The following is an 11,671-nucleotide window of genomic DNA, read 5'->3' as shown; positions in this document are numbered from 1 at the left end:
GTAATGCGCTGAAACAGTTACTTCAAAACAGCCAGGGCGGCTTCGTAGTTCGGCTCTTCACCGATTTCGCTGACCAGCTCGCTGTGCAGCACGTTGTTGTTTTCATCCAGCACGACAACTGCGCGTGCGGTCAGGCCTTGCAGCGGGCCGTCGGTCAGAGACACACCGTAGTCAACGGCAAAGTGGGCGTCGCGGAAATCCGACAGGCTCAGCACGTTGTCCAGGCCTTCGGTGCCGCAGAAACGCTTCTGGGCAAACGGCAGGTCGGAGGAGATGCACAGCACAACGGTGTTGTTCAGGGTGTTGGCTTCGGCATTGAACTTGCGCACCGAGGTGGCGCAGGTCGGGGTGTCGACGCTTGGGAAGATGTTCAGCACTTTGCGCTTGCCGGCGAACGTTTCCAGGGTGGCCTGGGACAGGTCAACGGCGGTCAGGCTGAACGCTGGAGCAGGGGAACCGGTCTCCGGTAATGTACCTTCAACCTGGACAGGGTTACCACGAAGGGTGACTTGAGCCATGAACGGAATCCTTATACTGGGTTTGATTGAACGAATTCGAGAGCCCGAAGTTAACCACAAACTGAGGAGGCTACCTACCGCCAGACATAAATTCTCATAGCGCGCCAAGGACGCGGGCCTATGGTTTAATTGCGCGCTTTTCGCACGCCCCTCAAGGAATCCGTTGTCGATGAATCAGCCCGCCACCAAAGTCCTGGTCATTGGTTATGTCTGGCCGGAGCCGCGTTCCTCGGCGGCCGGCGGGCACATGATGCAGATTCTGCAGAGCTTTCTGGACCACGGCTGGGACATTACCTTCAGCAGTCCGGCGACCGTAGGCGAGCACAAGGCCGACTTGCCCGCGCTGGGCATACGCGAATGCGCCATTGAACTCAATAACAGCAGCTTCGACGACTTTATCCGCGAACTGGCCCCGGATATCGTGCTGTTCGACCGTTTCATGATGGAAGAACAGTTCGGCTGGCGCGTGGAGAAATGCTGCCCCGATGCTGTGCGCGTACTGGAGACGTCTGACTTGCAAAGCCTGCGCGACGCCCGTCATCAACGTTTCAAGGATCACCTGAAAGCCCATCCCGACAGCGATGACTTTACCGCGCTGTTCCAGCCGGCGCTGGCGCAGGAATTCCAACTGATGGCCAACACCGACGTGGCCAAGCGCGAGATCGCCGCCATTTACCGCTGTGACATCAGCCTGATGATCTCCGACGTGGAAATCCGCCTGCTCACCGAGCAATTCAATGTGCCAGCCGCCCTGCTCCACTGGTGCCCATTGATGCTGCAGCCCCCCACCGAGGCCTTTGCGCCGTTTGAAGACCGTGCGCATTTTCTTAGCATCGGTAACTTTCGCCACGCGCCCAACTGGGATGCGGTGCTATGGATGAAGAACGGCGTCTGGCCCTTGATCCGCCAACAACTGCCGGGCGCCCAGCTGCATATCTACGGATCGTACACACCGCCAAAGGCGACTGCGTTGCATAACCCGGCGCAGGGTTTTCATGTGATGAACTGGGCTGAAGATGCCCTGCAAGTGATGTCGGCTGCACGTATCTGCCTGGCACCCTTGCGTTTCGGCGCCGGGATCAAGGGCAAACTGGCCGACGCGATGCTGTGTGGCACGCCGAGTGTGACCACCCCCATCGGTGCCGAAGCGATGGGCGACGGCCACGCCTGGCCGGGCGTGATCGAACCGAGCGCGCCAGCCCTGGCGGCGGCCGCCATCGCTCTGTATCAGGACCGTGAGCGCTGGCGCCAGGCCCAGGAACAAGGGCGCCAGCTGCTTGCCCGGCGCTACGATCAAACGGTCCATGGCCCGGCACTGGTGGAATGCCTGGAGCACTGTCGCCGCCATCTGGCGGCCCATCGGCGGGACAACTTCACCGGTAGCATGCTGCGCCACCACGCGCATAAAAGTACCCAGTACATGTCGCAATGGATCGAGGCAAAAAACCGCACGGTATAAACACCGACGCTGGCGAGGTCGCGCGCAAGGGGGCATTATCCTACGCAGCAACCACAATAAAGCGACGGCAGCATGACCCGAGCAACGCGAATCACCGACCCTTCCTACGAGCTGATGGACGATCACAACGGTCTGTCCATCATCTATCGCCAACACGGCTTCCCCTGCCCGCTGGTGCGCTGGCATTTCCATAAGGAATACGAACTGCACTTGATCGTCGCAAGTGCTGGCAAAGTGTTCATCGGCGACTACATCGGCAACTTCTATCCCGAAAGCCTGTTCCTCACCGGCCCCAACTTGCCTCACAACTGGATCAGCCAAGTGGAGGACGGTGAGCGGGTGCCCAAGCGCGACATGCTGGTCAATTTCACCGACGAGTTGTTCGAGCATGGCAGCCACATTTTCGCCGAACTCAAGACGCTGACGCCGTTATTGGAGCGGGCTCAGTACGGCATCGAGTTTCGCTGCAAAAAGACCATCGCCCAGGCCATGACCTTGATGCAGCGCATCGAGGAGGCCCAAGGCATGGCGCGCCTGGGGCACTTCTTTATTTTGCTGGAAGTGCTGAGCGCGTGTGAGGACTACCAATTGCTGTCCGGCGCGACCACCCTGCAATGGGCCGACGAACACAGCATCGACCGCACTAACCGCGCGGTGGACTACATCTTTGCGCACTACGCGCGGGAATTGTCGCTGGAGGAAGTCGCGGAACACCTGGGCATGAAGCCAACCTATTTCTCGCGTGTGTTCAAACAAGCGACGGGGCGCACGTTTATCGAGTTTGTTAACCGACTGCGTATCAGCAAATCCTGTGAGCTGCTGGCCGATGGCGATAAAGCGGTGACGGACGTGTGCTTCGAGTCGGGCTTCAACAATATCTCCAACTTTAACCGGCGCTTTCAGCAGCTCAAGGGTATGACGCCGTCCCACTACCGGCGCCTGGCTGTGCAGCGCCTGACCGAGCAGAACCTGGGATAGTTGGACGTCAGGTCTTACCGTTCATGCAATGCACCCACGTGCTGCCCCTCACTGTGCTCTATGGAAAACATTGCATTACATCCGGCAACACTGGCCGGTGAACTTCTACACGCCCAATACCAATAATCCTACGGTTTGTTCGAGATAGGTTTCCACGAACTTATCCGCCCTGTACGCATTAGATAACGACTGCGTATCAGGTCATATCTCGCACCGCTTAGGAAAACTTTCTTATGAGAATCGAGCCATTACGCTCCAGCCTGTCTCACGCTTTCGTCAGCCCTACACAACCCCAGTCCGACATTACCTCTACTGATCATGCGCGGACTAAACGTGACAGCCTGGTGGTGGATCTGACCACTCAACAGATCGCAACCCGATTGATCAGAGCAGGCGATACCGCCCTCTGCGCCCTGTATAGCGCCGCATTGATGGACCAGGTCATTGCCGATCCCACCGGAAAGAAACGCTCACGGGAGACCCGCGTCATTTCCGATATTCCGCCCTTCTCAACATTCGGTAGAGCCTGGGCGCAGCTTGCCCACGCCATTCAAAGCGAGCCGTTTGCAGGTTTCGCCAGGCAACACAAAATTGATCCATCAACCCTTATCTTGAACACGCAGTCAGGATGGACGCTTGATTGCATTGCTGACGGTCAACCTCGCAGTTTCAGCAAATACTCTGCGGGCTATGAGCAGGCCACCGCAGCGGTCACCGCCGCCGCTCGGGCGTTCCACTCGCCACCAAGAACAACGCTGAAATACACCGGCGCGAACCTTGCGCCTGCCGAGGTAGTAGGCAACTTCTACGGCGCGCGCCAAGACGCCACCCCAGCGGACGTACTCCACTCTATCGCGCTGCTGCAACAAAACGACGCCTTCGATGCACTGCGTGAACCCGACGCCAAAGCACCCGCGTTCAACCGCCCCGCGTATTCGCACATCCGACAGCAACAACGTGAAGCGATAGAAGAGGTTGCAGGGGAAATCGCATTGAAACCCGAGCTTCTTTCCGCGTCGCAACACGCGCCCACGCCGTCGGTTGCGGAGGCTGATCGGCAAATGGCGAGAATGTACGGCAGCGCCTTGTTAAGTCTCAGACCCGAAATGGCGCGTTTCGGCAACGGCCCACGCACCGGCTTTTTAATGTCTGAGATACCTGAACACTCCACCCTGGGGCAAACCCTGCGCAACACCAGCGTGCCGCCTGGCAAAGATGCGCAGATCAGCCTTGCCTGGATCACCAGCTTTTACGCCGAGCCAGGTAATGACGACACGTTGGTGGGCGTGCTCGCACAAGCCTCAACGCTCGCTCGCAACGGCTTTCAGGCGCTGAACGCGTCCACCCCGCCCACCGACATGCGTTCACGCGCGGTCCAGCAACGCCAACGCGCCGCTATCCAGAAGCTCAAAGCCCCCAACGCCACTCCACCTACCGAGTCTGCGCCACCGCCTGACACACCCAACCCACCCGTCAACCCGCTGGCCGCTATCGCACGCCGGCAGTTTGCGGGTGAGCCCAACCTGTACTCGGTAGTCGCACGCCTGCTCAGTGAGAGGATCAAGCAGGCCGCCCCCGCGTTGGACGTCGACGTAAACCAGATCGCCATCGAAATGCCCGACGTGGACAACCCAGGAGCACTCAAGCGAATCCCCTTGATGACACTTGCCCTGGACTATCTGGCGGGCGGCGATGCCCCAAGTCTCACCGCCAGTCATAGAGCGTTTGATACTCGCCCGGATTTGCTGGCAAGGACTGGCAACGCTGGCGACGTCCCACTGGCCCTCGACCCGTCCGCCCTGAGCGACGTCATCGGCAGCCTGCCGGCCCAACTGAATCAGGCCTTCGAGGCGGATTCGCGTGAATACTGGGACAAGCAGGCCTTCAGCACGCCAACCAATGCCGACAGCGTTTTCACCGGCAGCCACCGTGATGTGGTCAAACGTATTTTGCGCAGTAACCTGCAACTGGCCAGCCTGAAACAACCCGGACTGGATGAGGCGCAACGGGAAACCATCGACATGGTCGTCAGGCATCCCGAAGGCTCGACACGCCCCGCCCCGCTTGACCCCAATTCATCCGGAGCCACCGTCTATACCCTGGCGGGCTCAACAGCGAACATGGTGATTCATCGCTACTTGGCGGACTCAAATCGCGCCATTCTCTTATTGGTGGAACCCAGCGGGAAAATCACGCCTTATAACACCTGGGACGCTATCGAAAAGACGCAAGCGGTTCGCCAGGCACTCGATGGCAATCTGTTCGATGCCCAGGCTGACGCCCTTATCAAACACGCTCAAGGCGATAGCCTGCTAACCCCGCCACCCGGCACAAATAACCCGACGCACACAACGAACCCACTGCCTGACTGGCTGGATAGCGCCGACGAAGCGCAGCGATTTGTGATGCATGAGCTCAGCCAGGGCCTGGCGAGCTTCCTGCAGCGTCACAAAGGCCAGGCGTACAACAGCGACATCAAGGACATCCGCACGTTTGCGCAGCAACGATTTGACCTGTTACCGCCAAACAAGCATCTAACGCCGCACGCCGCCGAAGATCTTGAGGTGGTCTTTAAAGTGCCTTACGGGACGCAGCGCTCGGGTTTTATTGATCGCCAAACCATGAGCCTGACTGACATGCTGCTCAACAACCTGTCGGGACTGCCGAACGGCCAAATAGAGGTGTTTTTCAAGACAGGACTCAAGGATGAAAACGGCGATGAAATAAAAGTCAGAGTGCCCGCACTTGAGAAAGAAGGTGTGCTCAAGCAGCTGATTACAGACCTCGATATCGGCAAAACCTACCCTGCATTACTCAAGGAAAAACTCCTCGACAACCCCACTGAAATGGCCGCGCGTCGATCATTGTTTGCCCAGCAAGTACCAATCGAACTGCAGCTCAAGGCGCTGGAACTGAGCATCAAAAAGCAAGCCGGTTTCAACGCCACAGGGTTCCGATACATCCAGGAAATACTCAAGCCGGGGCCTGGCCCCAGGATCGTCGACGCCAAGGAGATCGTCATTCGACCGTTGGCCTTTGATAACAAGGCGCAAGGCACCACCGATGTGGTCGAAGGTGCCTACCTGATCGAACCCAAAGACAGCACGAGCGGTCCGCATATTTTGTACCGCCCGCTGATGGCAGATGCCCCTCTGCTGCAATTTCCTACTCGCCAGGCACTGCTGGAAGCCCTGCAGCAGCCGGGCAAATTGCAAAACGACACCCTTGCGTGGTTGCCTGACGAAACGACTCGACAGCTCTACCGCGGCAACGGTTTTAAACACCCCAACCTGGTGATATTCGGGTTCAACCTGGGCTCCGTTTCCGCCAACGAGACGATCCCGTTGGCCGTGGACACGCGCCTGCAGCAAACGCTGCAAGACGGGAAGTTGATGGAATACCTGTACGAAGCCAACGCCCAGAACTTGATCACCCTCGCCGGACAACACTCGACATCCGACGCAAAAAGCCGCTGGCAGTCGCTCAAGACCGGGGGGTTCCTGCTACTCAATGCGCTGTTGCCAGCACTACGCGGCCCGGGTGCAATCCTCGGCCTGGCGTTGCAGGCTGAGGGCATCATCAACGACCTGGAGACGCTGCGCGATGACGACTCGAAGAATAAACAGGCGGCGCTGACCGATCTGTTGGTCAACCTGGCGACGTTGTTGATCCATTTCAAGGCGCGATCATTGTCCGAGCCCTCCAACACGCACTCAGCAATACCGATAACCGAGGGCACACGGTTGATCGATGGTGCTGTGCCACCCACCCCACCTCCACAGCGCTTTCGAATGGGCGGCCCACTGGAACAAATCACCCCGTTGGACGGGGAGATCCAAACCAACGTAGATACTTACAACCGTAAAGGCCAAGAAGTAAAGCGCCTGAACATTATTGGCCATGCGGCTGACCCTGAGGGCGAGCAAGCCGCGAGGATTGTAGGCGAAGGCGATAACCTTTACACGGCGGAAGATATTAATAATGAACTCATCGCACGAGGCATTGATATTCGAAACTACGCGGAAGTGCGCCTCCTCGTCTGTTACTCATCCAAAGGCGGTGAAAACTCCCTGGCGGCACAGCTGCACGCTCTGACTGGAGTTCCCGTCAAAGGCTATGAACGTACGGTAGAGCTGGGATACGTTACCCGCGACGGCGGGATAGATCCGGAAGACATATACAAAACAGCGCTCAATAAATTTCGTGCCAAGTACCCCAGGTTCTCTGAAGCTGACAAAAAAGAACTCGCAGAAATAGAACTAAACAACAAATTAAAAGACATTGATCTTTTTATTAACGTGGAAAAGAAGACCGGTAAAAAAGTCAGAGTGAACTGGGGAACGCTAGCAGCTCCGATCTGGGAGGAGGTGGAAGTCGATTACCGCCCCAAGCGTTTCGGCCCCCCGAAGAGGCGGCTAGCGACTGGCCCTGTCGACGTTCAGAGCACGTCTAAAGAGCTGCGCAATATAGGTGAATATAAAGATTTCAAGGAACTGCCCACGCCTGAAAAACTGGCAAACAGCATTGCTTTTACAACGTCGGATGACGGCCAGTATGAATATTTTCTGGACCGACCGGAAGGCAGTAAAGCAGTCAGATTAAATATTGTTGGGCATGGCGACAAAGGTGGCGCCACCTTCAGAAGTGACTTAAAAGGCGCACAATCCTATTCGCCCGAAGCATTCGCCAAATTAATTGCACCCACGCTGAAAAATACCGGTGCTACCCAAATCAGGATGGTCAGTTGTAGGTCCGCCAGTACAGGCTTCTCTGAAGCGTTATCAAAACTCTTGAACGTTCCTGTGAAGGCGCCCGTTGGTACAGTCACACAGTTTGAAGTCATGAAAGACAGGTACTGGATTTTAGAGAAGTTCCCCAACCCACGTCGCCCCCACGACCACGAGTGGAAGACCTTTACACCGACTTCACCGGCTGCGTAAACAGTCAGCGTCCCGGTGACTCGGGACGCGCCCACTTTAAGCCTTTGGCGGACTTTGAAGACGTTTGCCCGGCCCCTCTATTGAGGCTGACACCGCCGAGTTTTATTACACACAGCGGGAAACTCCGCAACCAAACGAGGTCGTTTTCAAAACGTGCACGTCTGCTCAAACACCGACGATCAAAGATTACCGGGACACCCTCAGTCGGACAGTCCGCGATCCACACGGCATGCCGTACGTCGACTGTGCGGCGGTGCTTTTCGCCAAACGTCGGTAAACCGTTTCAGCCGCCCACGCAATGAGTGCAAAAAAGTATCAGTTCCAGTGCGCCCAAGGATTTGTCACACGCCCATTTCAACGCTGTAATCAACGCACACTCTTCCTGACCGTCTGTAGGAAGACACAACAACAATAACTGTCCTTCTGTAGCCCTCGGGCGCGGAAATGGAGTGCGCGATGAAGTTCACAGCAAAAGCTCTGCTTGCCTGCACCTGCATGACCCTCAGCGCCGTCAGCCTTGGCGCGCAAACCCTGACCATTGCCACCGTCAACAACAGCGACATGATCCGCATGCAAAAGCTCTCGAAAACCTTCGAGACCGAGAATCCGGACATCAAGCTGAACTGGGTGGTGCTCGAAGAAAACGTGCTGCGCCAACGCCTCACCACTGACATTGCCACCCAGGGCGGACAGTTCGATGTGCTGACCATCGGCATGTACGAAGCTGCACTCTGGGGCGCCAAGGGCTGGCTGGAGCCGATGAAGGACCTGCCAGCGTCCTACGACCTCGACGATGTATTCCCTTCTGTGCGTGACGGCTTGTCGGTAAAAGGCGCGCTGTACGCCCTGCCGTTCTATGCCGAAAGCTCGATCACCTACTACCGCACCGACCTGTTCAAAGACGCCGGGCTGAGCATGCCCGAGCACCCGACCTGGACCCAGATCGGCGAATTCGCCGCCAAACTCACCGACAAGAGCAAAGAACAATACGGCCTGTGCCTGCGCGGCAAAGCCGGTTGGGGCGAGAACATGGCGCTGATCACCACCCTGGCCAACGGTTACGGTGCGCGCTGGTTCGATGAGAAGTGGCAGCCGGAATTCAACGGCCCAGAGTGGAAGGACGCGTTGAATTTCTACGTCGACAACATGAAGAAATCCGGCCCACCGGGTGCTTCCAGCAACGGTTTCAATGAAAACCTGGCGCTGTTCAACAGCGGCAAGTGCGCGATCTGGGTCGACGCCAGCGTCGCCGGCTCGTTCGTGACCGATAAAACCCAGAGCAAGGTCGCCGACCATGTCGGCTTCACCTTCGCCCCACACGAGAAGACGGACAAGGGCACTTCGTGGCTGTACTCCTGGTCCCTGGCGATCCCGACCAGCTCCAAAGCCAAGGACGCCGCCAAGGTGTTCACCAGTTGGGCCACGTCCAAAGAATACAGCCAACTGGTCGCCAAGACCGACGGCATCGCCAACGTACCGCCAGGTACGCGCAAATCGACCTACAGCGACGAGTACATGAAGGCGGCGCCGTTCGCCAAAGTGACCCTCGAATCGCTGAAAGTCGCCGACCCGACCAAACCGACCCTCAAGCCAGTGCCGTATATCGGTATCCAGTTGGTGACCATTCCCGAGTTCCAGGCGATTGGTACCCAGGTCGGCAAGTTCTTCTCGGGCGCGCTGACCGGTCAGCAAACGGTGGATCAAGCCTTGACCGCCGCGCAGACCACCACCGAGCGTGAAATGAAGCGGGCGGGTTATCCCAAGTAAAGCAGGCTAGCCCCTGTCAATGTGGGGACCCGTTTCATGTGGGAGCTGCTTTAGCTGGGAGCTGGCTTGCCTGCGATGCAGACACCTCGGTCTGTCAGTTAAGCCGAGTGGATGCCATCGCAGGCAAGCCAGCTCCCACAAAAGCCCGCGCCCACGTTGACCGCGCTTCGACTCTCGTTCTGCATGTACCTGACTGGTTCTGACCCTATGAATACCAACGCTGCCCAAGTGCAAACCGCCCCGCAGGAAACGCCGCGCAAAAGCCGCCTGGCCAACCCCGGCTGGTTCCTCGTCAGCCCCTCGGTGGCCTTGTTGCTGCTGTGGATGATCGTGCCGCTGGGCATGACCCTGTACTTTTCACTGATCCGCTACAACCTGCTCTACCCTGGCGAAAACCAATTCGTGGGGCTGGAGAACTTCACCTACTTCATCACCGACTCGGGCTTCCTGCCCGGCGCCACCAACACGCTGTTGCTGGTCGGCAGCGTGTTGCTGATCAGTGTGGTGTTCGGCGTGCTGATCAGTGCGTTGCTTGAGGCGAGTGAATTCTTCGGTCGCGGCGTGGTGCGGGTGTTGTTGATTTCGCCGTTCTTCATCATGCCTACCGTCGGTGCGCTGATCTGGAAGAACCTGATTTTCCACCCGGTGTCGGGCGTGCTCGCCGCCGTGTGGAAGTTGTTCGGCGCCGAGCCCGTGGACTGGCTGGCGCACTACCCGTTGCTGTCGATCATCATCATTGTCTCGTGGCAATGGCTGCCCTTCGCCATCTTGCTGCTGATGACCGCCATGCAGTCCCTCGACCAGGAACAAAAGGAAGCCGCACGCCTGGACGGTGCCGGCGCCATCGCGATCTTCTGGCACCTGACCCTGCCCCACCTGGCCCGCCCGATTGCCGTGGTGGTGATGATCGAGACGATCTTTTTGCTCTCGGTGTTCGCCGAAATCTTCACCACCACCAACGGTGGGCCGGGCTACGCCTCGACCAACCTCGCCTACCTGATCTACAACCAGGCGCTGGTGCAGTTCGACGTGGGCATGGCCTCGGCCGGCGGCTTGATTGCCGTGGTCATCGCCAATATCGCGGCGATCATCCTGGTGCGGATGATCGGCAAAAACCTGACTGACAAGCCTTGAGGGCCGCGCCATGACGCTTCAACAATCCCGCCGCCTGCAAAGCCTGTTGCTCGGCACCCTGGCCTGGGCCATTGCGATCCTGATTTTCTTCCCGATCTTCTGGATGGTACTGACCAGCTTCAAAACCGAAATCGACGCGTTCGCCACGCCGCCGCAGTTCATCTTCACGCCGACGCTGGAGAACTACCTGCACATCAACGAGCGCAGCAACTACTTCGCCTACGCCTGGAACTCGGTGGTGATTTCATTCAGCGCCACCGCCCTGTGCCTGCTGATCTCGGTGCCGGCCGCGTACTCCATGGCGTTCTACGAAACCCAGCGCACCAAGGGCACGTTGCTGTGGATGCTGTCGACCAAAATGCTGCCACCCGTGGGCGTGCTGATGCCGATCTACCTGCTGGCCAAGAGCTTTGGCCTGCTGGATACGCGCATTGCACTGATCATCATCTACACCCTGATCAACCTGCCGATTGTGGTGTGGATGGTGTACACCTACTTCAAGGACATCCCCAAAGACATCCTCGAAGCCGCCCGCCTGGACGGCGCCACGCTGTGGCAGGAAATGGTCCGCGTGCTGCTGCCGATTGCCAAGGGTGGCCTGGCCTCCACGGTGTTGCTGTCGCTGATCCTGTGCTGGAACGAGGCGTTCTGGTCGTTGAACCTGACCTCGTCCAGCGCCGCGCCCTTGACCGCACTGATCGCCTCCTACTCCAGCCCCGAAGGTTTGTTCTGGGCCAAATTGTCTGCCGTCTCGACCCTGGCCTGTGCGCCGATCCTGATTTTTGGCTGGATCAGCCAAAAACAGCTGGTGCGCGGTTTGTCCTTCGGCGCCGTGAAATAACGGCTGTTCTCTAACAAAAACGAATTTAGACGTG

General features: G+C 58.0%; 7 protein-coding genes. 6 read left to right on the top strand and 1 reads right to left on the bottom strand.

Features of this window, described 5'->3' with window-relative positions:
• Positions 1-17: 17 nt before the first annotated feature.
• A complete protein-coding gene (tpx, locus tag CPH89_RS23720; RefSeq protein ID WP_053256330.1) occupies positions 18-518 on the bottom strand; it encodes a thiol peroxidase in 501 nt (166 codons plus the stop codon).
• Between the two features lie 169 nt (positions 519-687).
• Here tpx and CPH89_RS23715 point away from each other — a divergent pair, with 169 nt between their 5' ends.
• The 6 genes from CPH89_RS23715 to CPH89_RS23690 all read left to right on the top strand — a co-directional run bounded on the left by CPH89_RS23715 (position 688) and on the right by CPH89_RS23690 (position 11,637).
• Positions 688-1,977 carry a glycosyltransferase gene (locus CPH89_RS23715; protein ID WP_053256331.1) on the top strand — a complete coding sequence of 430 codons (1,290 nt, stop codon included), beginning with the start codon at positions 688-690 and terminating at the stop codon, positions 1,975-1,977.
• A gap of 72 nt (positions 1,978-2,049) precedes the next feature.
• Entirely contained in the window at positions 2,050-2,955 is a 906-nt protein-coding gene (locus tag CPH89_RS23710) for an AraC family transcriptional regulator (protein WP_053256332.1), read from the top strand.
• A 233-nt stretch (positions 2,956-3,188) separates the two neighbouring features.
• Complete coding sequence (locus CPH89_RS23705; RefSeq protein WP_053256333.1) at positions 3,189-7,895, top strand: dermonecrotic toxin domain-containing protein; 4,707 nt, start codon at positions 3,189-3,191, stop codon at positions 7,893-7,895.
• A gap of 456 nt (positions 7,896-8,351) precedes the next feature.
• A complete protein-coding gene (locus CPH89_RS23700) occupies positions 8,352-9,662 on the top strand; it encodes an ABC transporter substrate-binding protein (RefSeq protein ID WP_053256334.1) in 1,311 nt (436 codons plus the stop codon).
• A 207-nt stretch (positions 9,663-9,869) separates the two neighbouring features.
• On the top strand, positions 9,870-10,796 hold the full coding sequence (locus CPH89_RS23695; protein ID WP_053256335.1) for a carbohydrate ABC transporter permease: 927 nt from the start codon (positions 9,870-9,872) through the stop codon (positions 10,794-10,796).
• A gap of 10 nt (positions 10,797-10,806) precedes the next feature.
• Complete coding sequence (locus tag CPH89_RS23690; protein ID WP_005788583.1) at positions 10,807-11,637, top strand: carbohydrate ABC transporter permease; 831 nt, start codon at positions 10,807-10,809, stop codon at positions 11,635-11,637.
• Positions 11,638-11,671: the final 34 nt, after the last annotated feature.

The sequence above is a fragment of the Pseudomonas fluorescens genome, from assembly GCF_900215245.1.
Classification (GTDB): Bacteria; Pseudomonadota; Gammaproteobacteria; order Pseudomonadales; family Pseudomonadaceae; genus Aquipseudomonas; species Aquipseudomonas fluorescens.
The sequence above is the reverse complement of the archived record's forward strand: the minus strand, read 5'-3'. Positions and strand labels throughout refer to the sequence as shown.

Bases quoted from the DNA above. Each gene is read 5' to 3' on its own strand.
- tpx (WP_053256330.1), bottom strand. From the start codon at position 518: ATGGCTCAAGTCACCCTTCGTGGTAACCCTGTCCAGGTTGAAGGTACA.
- CPH89_RS23715 (WP_053256331.1), top strand. From the start codon at position 688: ATGAATCAGCCCGCCACCAAAGTCCTGGTCATTGGTTATGTCTGGCCG.
- CPH89_RS23710 (WP_053256332.1), top strand. From the start codon at position 2,050: ATGACCCGAGCAACGCGAATCACCGACCCTTCCTACGAGCTGATGGAC.
- CPH89_RS23705 (WP_053256333.1), top strand. From the start codon at position 3,189: ATGAGAATCGAGCCATTACGCTCCAGCCTGTCTCACGCTTTCGTCAGC.
- CPH89_RS23700 (WP_053256334.1), top strand. From the start codon at position 8,352: ATGAAGTTCACAGCAAAAGCTCTGCTTGCCTGCACCTGCATGACCCTC.
- CPH89_RS23695 (WP_053256335.1), top strand. From the start codon at position 9,870: ATGAATACCAACGCTGCCCAAGTGCAAACCGCCCCGCAGGAAACGCCG.
- CPH89_RS23690 (WP_005788583.1), top strand. From the start codon at position 10,807: ATGACGCTTCAACAATCCCGCCGCCTGCAAAGCCTGTTGCTCGGCACC.